Origin of the sequence: Methylocystis sp. (genome assembly GCF_051062815.1) — a bacterium.
GTDB lineage: Bacteria > Pseudomonadota > Alphaproteobacteria > Rhizobiales > Beijerinckiaceae > Methylocystis.
The window spans coordinates 18,420-33,456 of record NZ_JBPFDU010000070.1 but is presented as its reverse complement, the minus strand read 5'-3'; the positions used below and the strand labels follow the sequence as shown (position 1 = coordinate 33,456).

At 63.4% G+C, this 15,037-nt stretch carries 17 protein-coding genes; 8 read left to right on the top strand and 9 right to left on the bottom strand.

Going from position 1 to position 15,037, the window contains the following annotated elements; translation table 11 throughout:
• Window positions 1-44 precede the first annotated feature (44 nt).
• On the top strand, window positions 45-593 hold the full coding sequence (locus ACR65W_RS11105; RefSeq protein WP_434499876.1) for a TlpA family protein disulfide reductase: 549 nt from the start codon (window positions 45-47) through the stop codon (window positions 591-593).
• 78 nt (window positions 594-671) lie between these two features.
• Window positions 672-1,619, top strand: a complete 948-nt coding sequence (locus ACR65W_RS11100; protein WP_434499875.1) for an alpha/beta fold hydrolase — start codon at window positions 672-674, stop codon at window positions 1,617-1,619.
• A gap of 117 nt (window positions 1,620-1,736) precedes the next feature.
• Here ACR65W_RS11100 and hisN read toward each other — a convergent pair whose 3' ends face one another.
• Together hisN and ACR65W_RS11090 are read right to left on the bottom strand one after the other, a co-directional pair.
• Entirely contained in the window at window positions 1,737-2,549 is an 813-nt protein-coding gene (gene hisN, locus ACR65W_RS11095; protein ID WP_434499874.1) for a histidinol-phosphatase, read from the bottom strand.
• 33 nt (window positions 2,550-2,582) lie between these two features.
• Window positions 2,583-3,542, bottom strand: coding sequence for an N-formylglutamate amidohydrolase (locus ACR65W_RS11090; RefSeq protein WP_434499873.1), 960 nt, complete (start codon window positions 3,540-3,542; stop codon window positions 2,583-2,585).
• A 179-nt stretch (window positions 3,543-3,721) separates the two neighbouring features.
• Here ACR65W_RS11090 and cpdR point away from each other — a divergent pair, with 179 nt between their 5' ends.
• Window positions 3,722-4,096 carry a cell cycle two-component system response regulator CpdR gene (gene cpdR / locus ACR65W_RS11085; RefSeq protein WP_026223012.1) on the top strand — a complete coding sequence of 125 codons (375 nt, stop codon included), beginning with the start codon at window positions 3,722-3,724 and terminating at the stop codon, window positions 4,094-4,096.
• 60 nt (window positions 4,097-4,156) lie between these two features.
• Here the strand turns inward: cpdR and ACR65W_RS11080 are convergent, their stop codons facing one another.
• On the bottom strand, window positions 4,157-5,092 hold the full coding sequence (locus ACR65W_RS11080) for a homocysteine S-methyltransferase family protein (protein ID WP_434499872.1): 936 nt from the start codon (window positions 5,090-5,092) through the stop codon (window positions 4,157-4,159).
• Window positions 5,093-5,256: 164 nt separating this feature from the next.
• Here ACR65W_RS11080 and rpmE point away from each other — a divergent pair, with 164 nt between their 5' ends.
• Window positions 5,257-5,487 (top strand): 50S ribosomal protein L31, encoded by a 231-nt coding sequence (gene rpmE, locus ACR65W_RS11075; protein ID WP_014893044.1) that lies wholly within the window; start codon window positions 5,257-5,259, stop codon window positions 5,485-5,487.
• A gap of 51 nt (window positions 5,488-5,538) precedes the next feature.
• Here the strand turns inward: rpmE and ACR65W_RS11070 are convergent, their stop codons facing one another.
• Window positions 5,539-6,069, bottom strand: a complete 531-nt coding sequence (locus ACR65W_RS11070; RefSeq protein ID WP_434499871.1) for a DUF1465 family protein — start codon at window positions 6,067-6,069, stop codon at window positions 5,539-5,541.
• Between the two features lie 447 nt (window positions 6,070-6,516).
• Here ACR65W_RS11070 and ACR65W_RS11065 point away from each other — a divergent pair, with 447 nt between their 5' ends.
• The 3 genes from ACR65W_RS11065 (at window position 6,517) to ACR65W_RS11055 (ending at window position 8,183) form a co-directional block, all read left to right on the top strand.
• On the top strand, window positions 6,517-7,308 hold the full coding sequence (locus ACR65W_RS11065; protein ID WP_434495209.1) for an inositol monophosphatase family protein: 792 nt from the start codon (window positions 6,517-6,519) through the stop codon (window positions 7,306-7,308).
• Window positions 7,305-7,784: a GNAT family N-acetyltransferase gene (locus ACR65W_RS11060; protein WP_434499870.1), complete on the top strand. Its 480-nt coding sequence runs from the start codon at window positions 7,305-7,307 to the stop codon at window positions 7,782-7,784. Before ACR65W_RS11065 ends, ACR65W_RS11060 begins: the two co-directional genes overlap by 4 nt.
• A gap of 186 nt (window positions 7,785-7,970) precedes the next feature.
• A complete protein-coding gene (locus ACR65W_RS11055; protein WP_014893040.1) occupies window positions 7,971-8,183 on the top strand; it encodes a cold-shock protein in 213 nt (70 codons plus the stop codon).
• On the opposite strand, the gene pyk is transcribed toward ACR65W_RS11055, so the two are convergent.
• Together pyk and ACR65W_RS11045 are read right to left on the bottom strand one after the other, a co-directional pair.
• Window positions 8,180-9,622, bottom strand: a complete 1,443-nt coding sequence (gene pyk / locus ACR65W_RS11050; RefSeq protein ID WP_434499869.1) for a pyruvate kinase — start codon at window positions 9,620-9,622, stop codon at window positions 8,180-8,182. The genes ACR65W_RS11055 and pyk overlap by 4 nt on opposite strands.
• A 23-nt stretch (window positions 9,623-9,645) precedes the next feature.
• On the bottom strand, window positions 9,646-10,065 hold the full coding sequence (locus tag ACR65W_RS11045) for a DUF1036 domain-containing protein (protein WP_434499868.1): 420 nt from the start codon (window positions 10,063-10,065) through the stop codon (window positions 9,646-9,648).
• Window positions 10,066-10,295: 230 nt separating this feature from the next.
• Here ACR65W_RS11045 and ACR65W_RS11040 point away from each other — a divergent pair, with 230 nt between their 5' ends.
• Complete coding sequence (locus ACR65W_RS11040) at window positions 10,296-10,736, top strand: PA2169 family four-helix-bundle protein (RefSeq protein WP_434499867.1); 441 nt, start codon at window positions 10,296-10,298, stop codon at window positions 10,734-10,736.
• Between the two features lie 47 nt (window positions 10,737-10,783).
• Here the strand turns inward: ACR65W_RS11040 and hemB are convergent, their stop codons facing one another.
• The 3 genes from hemB to gatB form a co-directional block, all read right to left on the bottom strand.
• On the bottom strand, window positions 10,784-11,809 hold the full coding sequence (gene hemB / locus ACR65W_RS11035; RefSeq protein WP_434499866.1) for a porphobilinogen synthase: 1,026 nt from the start codon (window positions 11,807-11,809) through the stop codon (window positions 10,784-10,786).
• Between the two features lie 765 nt (window positions 11,810-12,574).
• Window positions 12,575-12,862 carry a histone gene (locus ACR65W_RS11030; protein WP_434499865.1) on the bottom strand — a complete coding sequence of 96 codons (288 nt, stop codon included), beginning with the start codon at window positions 12,860-12,862 and terminating at the stop codon, window positions 12,575-12,577.
• A gap of 675 nt (window positions 12,863-13,537) precedes the next feature.
• Complete coding sequence (gene gatB, locus ACR65W_RS11025; protein ID WP_434499864.1) at window positions 13,538-15,007, bottom strand: Asp-tRNA(Asn)/Glu-tRNA(Gln) amidotransferase subunit GatB; 1,470 nt, start codon at window positions 15,005-15,007, stop codon at window positions 13,538-13,540.
• Window positions 15,008-15,037 lie beyond the last annotated feature (30 nt).

Genomic DNA, 15,037 nt, shown 5'->3' with positions numbered 1-15,037 from the left:
CGCCGCCTTTTCTCCGGACGCTTATGATGCGGCGATCTCTCCTTTTGACCCTTTTGCTCTGCGCTTCGCTTGCATCGGCGCACGCCGAGATCATTGGCGCGAATGCGCCGCGCGCTGTCACCGAGGACGAGATGAAGGCCTCTCTGGGGGAGGTCGATCTCGTGGGCGCAAATGGCGCGCCGCTCGATCTGCGCGCGCTGATGGCGAACGGCCGGCCGACGCTTGTCAGCCTGTGGGCATATTGGTGTCCGAATTGTCTCGCTGAAATGAAAGGCTTCAAGGCGATCGCCGCCGCCTGCCCGGAGCGCTGGAACATCGTCTTCGTCTCGGCGCGCGCCAGCGATTACCCCAAGGATGCGGCGAAGTTCAAAACCTACGGACTGCCCTGGAAAATCTTTCGCGTTGGCGATTCCACGAGGATGGACGTCTCAAAAGCCATGAGCGCCCGGGCCTTCTATGGCGCGACAGCCGACGGCGGCGTCGTTACCCCTCTCCACTATTTCATCGGCGCGTCCGGACGGGTCGACGCTATCGTCAGCGGCAGACTGAACTTCGCGGAACCCCAACGTCTCGCCGCCTTCTGCGCCGATTGAAACGGCGGCGTTCGGCCTTGTCGCCAAAATGCATTATCTTGGCGCGAAGATTCGGCTCTGAAGCGCCGAGGAGATCCCATGCGAGAACTTGTCGCGTCGCCCGGCAACCCGATTCCCGAAGGCGCCGCCGTTTACACCCTGAAGACGCGGGACGGCCGGCGATTGCGCGCCGCCGCATTTCCCTGCAGCGAGAGAGCGCGCGGCACGGTGGCGCTGTTTCAGGGCCACAATGAATTCATCGAAAAATATTTCGAGACCATCGAGGCGTTGCGCCGCCGCCGCCTCGACGTGGTGGCTCTCGATTGGCGTGGCCAGGCCGGCTCGGAACGCGAGCTCGCCGACCCGCGCAAGGGCCATATCGACGACTTTTCTCAGTATCAGCGCGATCTGGAGGTTTTCATCTCCCAGGTATTGAGCGACCGGCCAAAGCCCTGGTTCGCCCTCGCCCATTCGATGGGCGCGGCCATCCTGCTGGACGCGGCGCATGCAGGAAAAACGCCGTTCCAGCGCTTCGTGCTGACCGCTCCCATGATTGATCTCGCCAATCTGCGGTTTCCGCGCGCCTCGCGCTGGCTTGCTGACACGCTCGACATGTGCGGACTGGGCGGCATGTACATTCCGGGCGGAACCGGCGCCTCCTTTATCGAGAAGCCCTTCGAAGGCAATCTGCTGACCACCGATCGGGTCCGCTTCGAACGAAACGCCGCCATTCTCAGGGTGGCGCCGCAGCTCGCCATCGGCGATCCGACGATCGGCTGGGTCAACGCCGCCTTCCGTCTCATGAGGGGCTTCGAATCGCCCGACTATGCCCGAAGCATCCGCGCGACCATCCTGATGTTCGGCTGCGGGCGCGAGATGATCGTCTCTAACGGCGCCATCGAGCGTTTCGCTCAAAATCTCGACAGCGGCGTTCTCGCGATGGTTCCCGGCGCCAAGCACGAACTCATGATGGAGCGCGACGAGTTTCGCAGTCAGTTCTGGCGCGGCTTCGACGCGTTCATTCCGGGCGAAGCGCGCGTCTCATAGAGCAGGTTCCGAAAAAGTTGACAGACTTTTTCGATGAGACCTGCTCCGACATTTTGATTTTGAGCGATTCCCCAGCCATCACATGATTCCATGTGATGGGGAAGCGCTCCAGACGCGCTAATCGCCGAGCAGCTTCAACGCCTCTTCGTGCAGCGCTGGGTCGCCCGCCGCGATGATGGCGCCGCCCAGCGCCGCCGGGCCGCCGCTCCAGTTGGTGACGACGCCCCCCGCGCCCTCGATGATCGGAATCAGCGCAACGATGTCGTAGGGGTGCAAATTCGTCTCGATGACGAGGTCGACATGGCCGGCCGCAAGCGCGCAATAGGCGTAGCAGTCGCCGCCGTAGCGGGAAAGCCGCGCCCCGCGCTCAACACGGTGAAAATGCTCGCGCAGCGCCGGATCGATCAGCAGCGGCGATGTCGTCATCAGCGTCGCCTGCGCGAGCTTTGGACAGTGGCGCGAGGCAATCTTGCGCGTCTCAAGAACGCCGCGCGCGCCCTCCGGCCCGCGCGCCGGCCCGCGCCAATATGCGGCCTCGCCGTCGCCGAAGAACCGCTCTCGGGTAAACGGCTGGCTCATCAGGCCGTAGCAGGGGCGCCCGCGATGCGTGAGGCCGATCAGCGTGCCCCACAGCGGCAGGCCGCAGATGAAGCTCTTGGTGCCGTCGATCGGATCAAGCACCCAGACATATTCGGCGTCTTCGCGTAAGTGCCCGAATTCTTCGCCATAGACCCCGTGGTCGGGGAAGGTCGCCTCAATCAGCCGCCGCATGGCGAGTTCGGCGCCGCGGTCGGCTTCCGTGACGGGATCGAACGCCCCGCCATGCGCCTTGTCGTCGGCGGCGAGCGCGGTCCTGAAGAAAGGCATGATGGCTTCCGCCGAAACGTCGGCGAGGCGCTCAACGAACTTCTCGAAATCAACGGCGGTCATGCCAGCTCCCAGCGGGGCGCGTCGAGCGCCCGGCTATTCGGCCGCCGCCCGCCGCTCACCGCCCAAAATTTCGCTCAAGTCTTCGTGCCGCGCCACCATCGCCATGACGTCCGCAAGATCCCGGGCGACGGCGTCGAAGCGCTCGTTCTTCTGGAGCGTAGACTCGTCCATGTAAAGACCACGCGACACTTCGATCTGCAGCGCGTGCCAGCCCCCGACGGGCTTGCCGTAATGCTCGGTAATAAAACCGCCCGCGTAGGGCCGGTTGCGCATGACGTGATAGCCGCGGCCGCGCAATCGATCCTCGACGACGTCGACGAGTCCGGTGGAGGCGCTGGCGCCGTAGCGGTCGCCAATGACGAAGTCGATGCGCCGCTTGTCGCCCCGCGTCGAGAGCAAAGGATCGCGGGCGCCGGTCGAAGGCATCGAATGGCAGTCGATCAGCACCGCGACCCCGAAACGCGCCGCGGCGCGCTCCATCAGGCCGCGTAAGGCCGCATGGTAGGGCTTGTAGAGGCTGTCGATGCGCCGCAAGCCCTCCTCGAGCGTGAGGCGGCTTGCATAGATCTCGCGCGCGTCGGCGACCACGCGCGGGATCGTCCCAAGTCCGGCCGCGACGCGCAGCGAGCGCGTGTTGGCGAAGGACGGCAAAGCGCCGTCGAAGAGCTTGGGGTCGAGTTCGTAGGGTTCGCGATTGAGATCGAGATAGGCGCGGGGAAAGCGCGCCCGCAGCAGAGGCGCTCCCAGGGATGAGGCCGAGGCGAAGAGATCGTCGACATAGGCGTCTTCCGAACGGCGCAGCGTCGCCGCGTCGAGCGGCGTCGCGGCGAGAAAGCGCGCAGGATAGATCCGCCCCGAATGCGGTGAGGAAAAGACCAGCGGCGAAACGAGCGCGTCCGGCTCGATGATGTCGAAGGCGCGTTCAAATTCCGGTTCGCAGCAGGGCGTCGCCGTCGAATTGGTTTCGCGCCACTCGCGCATGCCGTCGTTCATTCGTTTTTCTCGTTTCCGCGCCGCGACCGTCTCTTCAGACGAGCGCCGGCGCGGCGGATCAGCTCAAAAAGGACGATGCGTCGCGCTATACTGGGCGCTAAGTTAACGCGGCGCCACCCCGGTTTCACCTGAAATTTACGAAGCTCGGGCGATATGGCTAAAAACCCGCGAGGATGGCGATGAACGACAGACCAACCGCAAGAATTCTGCTTGCGGAAGACGACAACGACATGCGGCGCTTCCTGGTCAAGGCTTTGCAGCAGGCCGGTTTTTCCGTCACCTCATTCGACAACGGGCTTTCCGCCTACGATCAGCTTCGGGTCGAGCCCTTCGAACTCCTGCTGACCGACATCGTCATGCCCGAGATGGATGGAATCGAACTCGCCCGCCGTGCGACCGAGCTCGATCCCGACATCAGGGTGATGTTCATCACCGGCTTCGCCGCCGTGGCGCTCAACCCCGACAGTCACGCGCCGCGACAGGCGAAAATCCTCTCCAAGCCGTTCCATCTGCGGGATCTGGTTACCGAGGTGCACAGAATGCTTGCGGCATAAGCGCTTTAGATCACGCGGCTTTTGGACCTGGTCGCCCAAATGCAGATCACATAGCGCGCGCTAGGCGCAGGCTTCACAGATCGCGGCGACATGGCGGTCGTCCGTCCCGCAACACCCGCCCAGGATGCGCAAGCCGGGATATGTCTCGCGCAATCTCCGATATCTGCGGCCGAGATTGATCGGATCGCCGGAGTCGAGCGTTTCCGATTCGTCCAGCTCGGCGTGACTTTTTGTCGAAGCGTTGGCTTTGACGCCGAGCAGCCGTTTCATCCACGGCGCGTCCGCAGAGAGCGCCTGCTCGAAATGCGTCGGATGGGCGCAGTTGATCATGTAATAGGCAGGCGCTGCGTCGGTTTCGCGATCCACCGTCTCGACCGCGTCGCGCAAGCTCCGCCCGCCGATCAGTTTGCCGTCGGTCTCCACCGTGAAGGAAATCGAGCAGGGCATGGCGAGCGCGCGGGCGGCGCGGGCGATCCCGATCGCCTCCTCGACATAATTCAAAGTGTAGGCCGCGACCATGTCGGCGGCCGTTTTGGAGAAGGAGGCGATCTGCGGCGCGTGATAGTCTTCCGCTTCCGCGGCGCTCATGCGCCCTTCCGCATAGCCGTCTCCGCGCGGCCCGATCACGCCGGCGACGACGATCGGCGCTTCAGCCGTCTCCCAGGCCCGCCGAAGTTCGTCGAGAAGCGCGATCGATGCTTCATTGATGCGCTTCAACCCTGCCGCGTCATAGCCAAGCTTCGCGCCCCAGTCGGGATTGGCGCGCCAGGTCGGACTGTCCAGCATCAAGCCGCGTCCATGGCGCCGTGCGATCGCGAGATAGCGCTCGTAATAGGCGCGGAGCCGCGCCCGTCCCTCTTCACTGTCGAGCAGAACAAACGACGCGAAATGCGGCAAGTCGACGCCCTCATGGAAGATCAGCGTCGTCTCCATGCCGCCGTCGCTAACGAAGAGCCCGGGCTTCAGCTGCGGCAGATCGGCTCGGCGTCCGGTCATTTTCTATATTCCTCGCTTGTGGCGCCCGGCCGTGAGGGGTCAACTTGCCCATTTGCCCGCAGTGCGTTATCAGCGCCAGCAAATTCGCTTGTTTCGAACGGCCGACCCCGCGCCGCCGCGGCGTGGGTCTTCAGTCGTTTCCATCGCAAAAAGGATGCATCGCTATGAAAAAGGACATCCACCCCGGATATCATATGATCAAGGTCGTGATGACCGATGGCACGGAATTTACGACCCGTTCCACCTGGGGTAAGGCGGGGGACACGATGCACCTCGACATCGACCCGAAGACGCACCCGGCCTGGACGGGCGGGTCGACGCAACTGCTCGACCGCGGCGGACGTTTGTCGCGCTTCAACTCCCGCTTCGGAAATCTCTCTTTCGGCAAGAAATAAAAAGAAGGCGGCGGTCAAACCGCCGCCTCCAGTTGGTTCGCCTGAAGGATATTACTGGGCGAAAGCGGCGCGCAGCCTCGCGATCTGCGCTTCGACCGGACTGAACGTCGGCGCCGGCGCGGCGAGAGCCGGCTCGAGCGCATGGATCAGCCGGTCAAGGTGGATAATCCGAGCTTGCAGGCGCAGCGACTGCAGCGACAGCTCGCGCAGGCGGAGCGGCAGGCGCTGGAAGAGGTCGGGGGCGGAGGCTAGCTCCTGTTCGCGAAGCTTGACGCGATGCCGGTTGCTCGCCGCCTGATGGCGCGTCAGCTCGCCCTGATTCACCGCGCGCTGCAGCAACAGCCAGGACGCAATCTGCATCAACCTTGTGGTCAGCCGCATGCTCTCAGCCGCATAGGCGAGAGCTTCGGTCCGCGGCAGCGCCTTCGCGTCGAGACGTCCGTCGCCGTCGAGATAGGAGGCCGCCTCCTCGACGAGGCTCATTCCTTCGCGGAACAGAGCGCAAAAGCCCTCGGATCCCGCCAGTCTCTCGATGAAAGAGACCGGCTGCTTCTCCCCCACGCTGCCTTTGACTCGAGCCATACGAACGTTCACGCAAATGCGACGCGGTTGCGTCTTTCGATGGCATGAACTGTAACGCAGAGGACCGAGGGGCGCGCGCTTAGCCTTTCCTTAACCTTAACGGGCCGCGCCGCGCCGAACGCAAAAAGAGAGCCGCGACGGCGGCTCTCAAGGCTTCTTGACAGGGAGGCATCAAGGACGAGTGGAGAAGAAGCCACTCGGATGTCCCACTTAAGGGACGCATTCAGGCTGCATGATAATCCTTAATTTAAAGTTAACGCGCGCCAAACTGCCATTGTGTCGAGCGTTTTTGGCCGACGGAGAGGTAGCGGCGGCAAAGCCGAAAAAGGGACTGGCTCCAGGACGAAAACTGGCGCATTTGAACAAGCCTCCGCGTTCGTCCCCGGGCGCCCGCCGCGCTCGAAAAGCGTTGAACCTCCCACAACCCTCCCCCTAGGCTCTCCTAAAATGATTCGCTCCGCCTTGATGAATGTGATGACCGCCGCCGCCCTGAAAGCGGGACGCGGCCTTAAACGCGATTTCGGGGAGGTGGAGAACCTCCAAGTATCGGTGAAGGGTCCGGGCGATTTCGTTAGCGCGGCTGACAAGCGCGCCGAGAAGACTCTGTTCGACGAGCTGTCGAAGGCGCGCCCCGGCTATGGCTTCATTCTGGAGGAAGGCGGCGTCGTCGAAGGTTCCGACAAGAGCCACCGCTGGATCATCGACCCGCTCGATGGCACGTCGAACTTCCTCCATGGCGTTCCGGTCTTCGCCATCTCTATCGGCCTGGAGCGCGAGGATCGTCTCGTCGCCGGCCTCGTCTATAATCCCGCCACCGACGACATGTTCGTCGCGGAACTAGGCCAAGGCGCCTATTTCAACAATCGCCGCATGCGCGTCGCTGCGCGGCGTTCGCTCGGCGAGTCCATGGTGGCCTGCGGAATTCCGCCGCTGGCGCGGGTCCGCGATCATGAATCCTTCAAGCGCGAGCTTGCGGCCGGCATGGGAAAGATCGCCAATATTCGCCGCTTGGGCGCCGCGGCGCTCGATCTCGCGATGGTCGCCTGCGGACGTTTCGACGGCTATTGGGAGCGCGGCATTAACTCCTGGGATGTGGCGGCGGGCATCGTGCTCGTGCGTGAAGCCGGCGGCTTCGTCAGCGACCTTTCCGGCGGCGCAGACATGCTTGGGAAGGGCGAGATCTGCGCAGGCAATGAGGCGATTCACCGCCAGCTGCTCGATCTGATGAGGAAGGCATGAACGCCCCCACCGCACATGCGCCGCTGAATCTGCGTTCGCGCGTCGACGACGACTGGCCCTTCATCCTCGACGTTTGGGTCGCCTCCTGGCGAGCGACCTACCCCGAGATCGACTTTGAGGCGCGCCGCGACTGGCTCCAACGCCGCCTTCGAGAGCTGGAAGCGATTGGAGCGGTGACGCTCTGCCTGTTTGACGCCCAGTCGACGCTTGCAGGCTTCGTCGTGATCAATCCGGCGGACGGCTGGCTCGATCAGATTTGCGTCGCTCCCGATCGATTCGGCGCAGGCTTCGGAGCGTCGCTGCTGTCGGCGGCGCGAAACGTCTCGCCAAGGCTTATTCGGCTGGACGTCAATGCGGACAACGCTCGCGCCATCCATTTTTACGAACGTGACGGATTTTCGCGCGTCGGGCGCGGCGCGAACACTTTGTCCGGGCGCGAAACCATCATGATGGAATGGCGACCGCTGGGAGACTAACAATTCTCGCCTGCCGGGTTTTCATTGGCCCTCCGCTCCTATAATATTCATCGCGCATTCGAGTTTCGGCCGAACGATCTTGCTCTCTCGTCTCAAGACGCGCGGCGCCTGACCTTTCCCAAGCTTCGATTGACTGAGAAGAACGCAGCGATCCGCAGCGTTCCCGCGATTTTGAAAGGAAAAGCCATGCCGACAGGCGCCGTAAAGTGGTTCAACGCACAAAAGGGCTTCGGCTTCATTCAGCCGGATGCCGGCGGCCAGGACGTCTTCGTTCACATCAGCGCCGTCGAGCGCGCAGGCCTGGACAGCCTCGCTGAAGGCCAGAAGGTTTCCTACGAACTCGTCGTGGACAAGCGGAGCGGCAGGTCCTCCGCCGATAAGCTGCAACTGCAGGATTAGACTTCGCCGCTTTGGCGCTGCTCGCCCAGATGTGCGATGCGGATCATGTTTGTCGCGCCCGGCGTGCCGAAAGGCATGCCGGCGACGATGATGACCCGGTCGCCAGGGCCGCCGAACCCCTCGCTCTCCGAATATTCGCAGGCGCGCCCCACCATATCTTCAATGTCGACGGCGTCGCGCGTCTCCAGCGCGTGCACGCCCCAGACAAGCGCCAGGCGACGGGCCGTGTCGCGCTTCGGCGTCAGCGCGAGAATCGGCGACTGGGGCCGTTCGCGGGCGATACGCAGCGCCGTCGTGCCGGATGACGTCCAGGCGATGATCGCCTTCGAATGAAGCGTTTGCGCCACGTCGCGGGCGGCGACGGCGATGGCGTCGGCTGAGGTCGGATTGGGCAATTCGCCGCGCTGGGCGTTGATGATCGAGCGGTAGATCGCGTCCGTCTCGACCTCTTCCGCGATCCGGCTCATGGTGGCGACGGCTTCGTGCGGATACTGCCCCGCCGCGCTTTCGGCGGAGAGCATGACGGCGTCCGCGCCTTCAAAGACGGCGGTGGCGACGTCGGACACTTCGGCGCGCGTCGGCAAGGGCGACAGGATCATCGACTCGAGCATCTGCGTCGCGATGACGACCGGCTTGCCCAGCCGTCGCGCCGAACGGTTGATGCGTTTTTGAAGTCCTGGGACGCGCTCGAGCGGCACTTCGACGCCAAGGTCGCCGCGCGCCACCATTAGCGCGTCAGAAACCTCGATCACCTCCTCGAGCCTCGAAATCGCCTGAGGCTTCTCGATCTTCGCCATGACCATCACTCGGCCTTGCGTGATCTGCTTCACTTCAAGGACGTCTTCGGGACGCTGGACGAAGGAGATCGCAACCCAGTCGACGCGCTCTTTGAGCGCGGCGTCGAGATCGGCGCGATCCTTGTTGGTCATCGAAGTGATGGGAATTTCGGTATCGGGCAGGCTGACGCCCTTGCGGTTCGAGAGGCGGCCAGCGACGTCGACCACGGCGTGCGCCCGCTCCGGAGACGTCTCGACGACATGCAGCCGCACGCGGCCATCGTCGATGAGGATCGAATCATTGACCTTGAGCGCCGCTAAAATCTCGGGATGCGGCAGACGCACCCGCGTGACGTCGCCGGGTTTGGGATCGCTGTCGAAGACGAACACGTCGCCCTTGCGCAGATGCACCGAGCCTTCCTCGAAGGCGCCGATGCGCAGCTTCGGGCCCTGAAGATCGACGAGCACGGCGATGGCGCGCGACATGTCGTTCTCAATTTCGCGGATGATCCGAACATAGCTGGCGAGGCCGGCATGATCCGTGTGGCTCATGTTGATGCGGAAGACGTCGGCGCCGGCGCGCACGAGCCCCGCGATGACCGCTTTGTCGACCGTCGCCGGACCAAGCGTTGCGATAATTTTGACGCGCCGCGACCTTCTCATGATGAAGCAGTTCCTGAATTGAGTTATTGCGCGGGCGCAGCGTTGGGGTCCGTGAGCTGAACCGTCCAGCTCTTCGCGTCCCGTCCCGTGTCGATTTCGAAAAATCCGGTTCGATCAAAACCGCGCGCGAAACAGTCCTCTCGGCCGTCGATGCGGAATTCCCGATCACGCGTGCACATGAACGCTTTGCCCTTCCACTCGCCGCCGCGCTCGTCCATCGCGTAGACATAATAGTATTGGGCGGCGAGCGGACCGCGCAGAAGCGTTTCGCAAACGCTCGGCCGAAGGTTCCACCAACCCTCCGACAACCAGTTGCGCCCGTCGGTATAAGCGATGGCGACGCTGACGCGCGCGCTCGTGTTGTTGCACAGACGAAAATCCGCTCGGGCCGACCCGGCGGCGCAAAACGTTAGAGTGGCGACAAGAACGGCGCGTTGAATCATATCTTTAGCGAGGCCTGGAGGGGGCTGAAGATAGCTCGCTGACGCGCGCGCAAGCGGCGCAGCGGGCGGTCCTGCAAACCATGCTTGCGAGTCTTTGTCCACCCCGCGACCTCGGAGTCTCGCCGCGCCGCCCGCCCTACCGACGCGCCCCGACCTGCAATCCGCCGGAACAAAGCAATCGGCCTAATGTTTAGGACCCGTACGCGCATGCGTCCTCGGGAGGCAGGAAAATGGAAAAGTTTGAAGTCATCACCACGTTGAATGAGCTTGCCGAAATCAGTCGCGACGGCGAGCAAGGGTTTCTGGCCGCGGCTGAAGACGTCGAAAATCCGACGCTAAAGACTGTGTTTCGAACGGCGGCCGCGCGCTGCGCTGAAGGCGCGCGGGAACTCGAATCGAAGATCGCCAGCTTAGGCGGCGAACCTTCGAAGAGCGGCTCCATGACCGGCGCCATGCACCGGGCTTGGACAAATCTGAAGGCCGCTCTGACAAGCCGTTCGGAACAGGCGGTGCTGGAGGAGGTCGAGCGCGGCGAAGACGCCGCCAAGGACGCCTATCAGCAGGCCATCGCGCAACCTCTCCCTCCAGAGATCCGATCGATGGTCCAGCGCCAGTATCAGGGCGTGAAGGAAAACCACGACCGCGTACGCAGCCTGCGCGACGCGGCGTGACCATCCTTTTGGAAGGACGATCCTTCTGGAAGAAAGTGACGCGCGCGTCACTTTCTTCCTTGCAGCGCCCGCGCCGCGCTGAGCGCGAAATAGGTCAGGACGCCCGAGGCGCCGGCGCGCTTGAAGGCGAGTAGACTTTCGAGCATGGCGCGTTCGCCGTCGATCCAGCCGTTTTGCGCGGCAGCGGTAATCATCGCGTATTCGCCCGACACCTGATAGGCGAATGTTGGCGCCCGGTAGACGTCGACGACGCGTCGCACGATGTCGAGATACGGCATTCCGGGCTTCACCATCACCATATCGGCGCCCTGCTCCAGGTCGAGACCCACCTCGCGCAGCGCTTCGTCGGAATTGGCCGGATCCATCTGATAGGTCCGCTTGTCCCCTCTCAGCGTCTTGCTCGTGCCGATTGCGTCGCGGAACGGCCCGTAGAACGCCGACGCATATTTCGCGGCGTAGCTCATGATCTGAACGTTCTCGAAACCCTCGGCGTCGAGCGCGTTGCGGATCGCTTCGACGCGTCCATCCATCATATCCGAGGGCGCAACGATGTCCGCGCCTGCGCGCGCTTGGCTGACCGCCTGCCGCGCCAGCACGGCGACCGTGGCGTCGTTGACGATCTCGTCGCCGACCAGAAGGCCGTCATGCCCATGGCTCGTGTAAGGATCGAGCGCGACGTCGGTAATGAGGCCGATGTCGGGAACGGCGCCCTTGATCGCCAGGCAGGCGCGGCAGACGAGATTCTCGGGATCGAGCGCCGCACTCGCGATTTCGTCGCGCAAGTCCGGATCGGTATAGGGGAACAGCGCAACAGCGGGCACGCCGAGCGCGGCCGCCTCTGCGACGGCTTCAACCGCCGCGTCGACCGAGTAACGGAACACGCCTGGCATCGAGGATACGGGCTCGCGTCGATCCGCCCCGTCGATCAAAAAGAGGGGCCAGATGAGGTCCGAGACCTCAAGTGCGTTTTCCCTGACGAGACGGCGCGCCCATTCGCTCTTCCGATTCCGACGCGGGCGCTGTAGCAGACTCAGCCGCGCTGCTGCTTCGACGGGCTTTCGTGCATCGTTCATGGCGCCTCCTCTCTCTGTGCTGGCTGACATGCGCCCTCCTTTGGTCATCGGCGTCATCCGCTTTCGAGGGGAACGGACTTCAGGCTATAGAGGATCAATGGCCATTGCGCTTGCGCGAGGAAAAGCATTGAAAATCGGCTCGCGCAACTCTTCTCTGAGCCGCTTGGCGCGTGCTTCGGCGATCGCCGCCGGCGCCCTTCTCGCTGCGAGCGCATCACTCGCACAGGTCAAGCCGGCGACGCCAACGCCGCCAGTTCGAGCCCGCTCCGGCCCGGCGCAGCAAAAGCAAAGAACCCCCTCGCTTCCACGGGAGGTTGGGCAACCGCCGGCGCGGCAGCCCCGCGCGACGCGATCTCCGACGGTCGTACCGCCGACGCCGAGTGTGAAGCCCGCTCCGCAAACTCCGCAGGCGCCTGGCGTCGACGCGCTGTCGCCACCGCGAACGCCGCCTCCGGTCGATACAAGCCAGCCGCCGCCGACTCTCCCCCCCGCGCCGCGCGAGAAGATGCGAGCCTGCGCCGAGGAATGGGACAGGATGAAACGCGAGTCGAAAGATGGTTTGCCGATGTGGCGCGATTTCGCGACGGAATGCCTGACGCGCTAGGCGCCGCTAACGGCTGACGCGCGTCGGACGCGGCCGAAAATGCAGTGAGCAATGCTATCGCCCGGGATGCGTCTCGCTGGACGCGCGCCCCCGGGCGATGAGCGCGTGAAGCGCTGCCGCAGTGACGCGAAAGACCGATCGCGCATGCGAGGCGCTTCGGCTTACGCGGTCGCTGGCGCAGCTGGCGGGGTTGGCGTTTTCGCCTTGCGCGGCGTGCGCTTCTTCGCGGTCGCCTTGCGCGTGCTCTTCTTGGCGCCGGCCTTTTTCACGGCGCCGCGCTTTTTCGTCGCCACCTTGCGGACGCCCTTGCGGGCCGTCTTTTTCGCAGCGGACTTTCGCGTAGCCTTGCGGGCGCCCTTCTTGGCAGCTGACTTCTTCGTCGCTGCCTTCCTTGCGGTTTTACGCGCACCTTTCTTCGCCGCAGCCTTCTTGGCCGGCTTACGCTTCATTGTAGCTCTCGCCATAATAAGTCCCCTTGATCCGAATTGCCGGAACTATGGTCCACCGACAATACGCGCAAATAGCGTAACGCGGTTAAGCAGTCGTTCAAGTGCTGCGCGCGCAGAAGTGATCAACGCAACGCATGACGAGGCATGTTGAGCGCTGTCGCGCGACAAGCAAAATGATCGTGAAGCTGCTTTGCAAACGCTTCGGCGAGACTATCGCGACAGGTTTGCGCCGCGCGTTTTATTGACGACGATCCGTGCGCGGATTCGGTTGGCGACATCCGCTCCGAGAAGGCTCCAGAGGTGCAGCCGCACGCTTTGCCGCAAGTCGCGCCTGTTGTTCAATTACTTGATTTGCTTTTGTATCCGCGAAAAATTGCGACTCGCGCACGCCGCCTGAGATCGATCGCGGCGCAATATATCGGAACACGATTAAAAATCGCGGAGCGCGCCTGTAGCGGTCGGGCGACTCGACGCCGGCGGAGAGACGGAGGACGTGGAGCGGCGCAGACCTCGCGCGCCTCGGAGGCGCGCGCGAGGTCGCGCATTCGCAGAGAAAAAAAAATTGTGGTCAGCGCGGTCGGATCAAAAAAAAATGGCGCACGACAGCTTCGCTGGGAGAAGAATCGCGCAGCGCGTGTCGTGAACTGATTCGTTTTTTCGACGAACGGGCGCGCGTCAGACGCCCAACTTGCGCTTGAGCAGCTCGTTCACCGACTGCGGATTCGCCTTGCCGCCCGTCTGCTTCATCACCTGTCCGACGAACCAGCCGAGCATCGTTGGCTTCGCCTTCGCCTGCTCTACCTTGTCGGGATTGGCGGCGATGACGGCGTCGACGGCGGCTTCAATCGCGCCTGTGTCGGTCACCTGCTTCATGCCGCGCGCTTCGACAATCTCCTTGGGATCGCCGCCTTCAGTCCAGACGATCTCGAAAAGATCCTTGGCGATCTTGCCCGAAATAACGTTCTGCGAGATGAGGTCGATGATCGCGCCCAGGGCCTGTGACGACACTGGTGAGCGCGTGACGTCGAGCCCCTCCTTGTTCAGACGGCCGAACAACTCGTTGATCACCCAGTTGGCCGCAAGCTTGGCGTCGCGTCCCTTCGCCGTCTCCTCGAAGTAGTTGGCGGCCGCCCGCTCCATCACAAGCACGCCGGCGTCGTAAGGCGGCAGGCCGTATTGCTGGATAAAGCGCGCGCGCTTCGCGTCGGGTAGCTCCGGCAACTGCGCCCTTAGCGCGTCGACATATGGCTGGTCGAACTCGAGCGGCAGCAGATCCGGATCGGGGAAGTAGCGATAATCATGCGCTTCCTCCTTGGAGCGCATCGATCGCGTCTCTCCTCTCCCTGGATCGAAGAGCCGCGTCTCCTGGGCGATTGCGCCGCCGTCTTCGAGAATGCCGATCTGTCGACGCGCCTCGACGTCGATCGCCTGGCCAATGAAGCGGATGGAGTTGACGTTCTTGATTTCGCAGCGCGTGCCAAGCGGCGCGCCGGGGCGGCGCACGGAGACGTTGACGTCGGCGCGCAGCGAACCCTGCTCCATGTTGCCGTCGCAGGAGCCGATGTAGCGCAAGATCGTCCGCAGCTTCGAAACATAGGCGCGCGCCTCTTCCGCCGAACGCAGGTCGGGCTTGGAGACGATCTCCATGAGCGCGACGCCGCTGCGATTGAGATCGACGTGGCTTTCGGTCGCCGAAAGATCATGCAGCGACTTGCCGGCGTCCTGCTCGAGATGCAGACGCTCGATGCCCACGGTGATGCGCTCGCTCGGCGATACGTCGACGATCACGGCGCCTTCGCCGACGATCGGGTGCTTGTACTGAGAGATCTGGTAGCCCTGCGGCAGGTCGGGATAGAAATAGTTCTTGCGGTCGAAAACCGAACGCAGGTTGATCTTGGCCTCTAAGCCGAGACCTGTGCGGATCGCCTGTTTGACGCATTCCTCATTGATGACCGGCAGCATGCCCGGCATGGCCGCATCGACCAGGGAGACGTGATTGTTCGGCGCGCCGCCATACTCCGCGGAAGCGCCGGAGAAGAGCTTGGCGTTGCTCGTCACCTGCGCATGTATCTCCATGCCGATCACGACTTCCCAGTCGCCGGTTGCGCCGCTGATGAGCTTGTTGGGAGCCGCCTGTGTCGTCATATCCGCCTCGCTAAACTTACCCGTTCCATA

Excerpts from the sequence above, each read along its gene's own strand:
- gatB (WP_434499864.1), bottom strand. The coding sequence starts at position 15,007 with ATGACGACACAGGCGGCTCCCAACAAGCTCATCAGCGGCGCAACCGGC.
- ACR65W_RS11080 (WP_434499872.1), bottom strand. The coding sequence starts at position 5,092 with ATGACCGGACGCCGAGCCGATCTGCCGCAGCTGAAGCCCGGGCTCTTC.
- ACR65W_RS11070 (WP_434499871.1), bottom strand. The coding sequence starts at position 6,069 with ATGGCTCGAGTCAAAGGCAGCGTGGGGGAGAAGCAGCCGGTCTCTTTC.
- ACR65W_RS11055 (WP_014893040.1), top strand. The coding sequence starts at position 7,971 with ATGCCGACAGGCGCCGTAAAGTGGTTCAACGCACAAAAGGGCTTCGGC.
- ACR65W_RS11090 (WP_434499873.1), bottom strand. The coding sequence starts at position 3,542 with ATGAACGACGGCATGCGCGAGTGGCGCGAAACCAATTCGACGGCGACG.
- ACR65W_RS11040 (WP_434499867.1), top strand. The coding sequence starts at position 10,296 with ATGGAAAAGTTTGAAGTCATCACCACGTTGAATGAGCTTGCCGAAATC.
- hisN (WP_434499874.1), bottom strand. The coding sequence starts at position 2,549 with ATGACCGCCGTTGATTTCGAGAAGTTCGTTGAGCGCCTCGCCGACGTT.
- cpdR (WP_026223012.1), top strand. The coding sequence starts at position 3,722 with ATGAACGACAGACCAACCGCAAGAATTCTGCTTGCGGAAGACGACAAC.
- hemB (WP_434499866.1), bottom strand. The coding sequence starts at position 11,809 with ATGAACGATGCACGAAAGCCCGTCGAAGCAGCAGCGCGGCTGAGTCTG.
- ACR65W_RS11045 (WP_434499868.1), bottom strand. The coding sequence starts at position 10,065 with ATGATTCAACGCGCCGTTCTTGTCGCCACTCTAACGTTTTGCGCCGCC.
- ACR65W_RS11030 (WP_434499865.1), bottom strand. The coding sequence starts at position 12,862 with ATGAAGCGTAAGCCGGCCAAGAAGGCTGCGGCGAAGAAAGGTGCGCGT.
- ACR65W_RS11060 (WP_434499870.1), top strand. The coding sequence starts at position 7,305 with ATGAACGCCCCCACCGCACATGCGCCGCTGAATCTGCGTTCGCGCGTC.
- ACR65W_RS11065 (WP_434495209.1), top strand. The coding sequence starts at position 6,517 with ATGATTCGCTCCGCCTTGATGAATGTGATGACCGCCGCCGCCCTGAAA.
- pyk (WP_434499869.1), bottom strand. The coding sequence starts at position 9,622 with ATGAGAAGGTCGCGGCGCGTCAAAATTATCGCAACGCTTGGTCCGGCG.
- rpmE (WP_014893044.1), top strand. The coding sequence starts at position 5,257 with ATGAAAAAGGACATCCACCCCGGATATCATATGATCAAGGTCGTGATG.
- ACR65W_RS11100 (WP_434499875.1), top strand. The coding sequence starts at position 672 with ATGCGAGAACTTGTCGCGTCGCCCGGCAACCCGATTCCCGAAGGCGCC.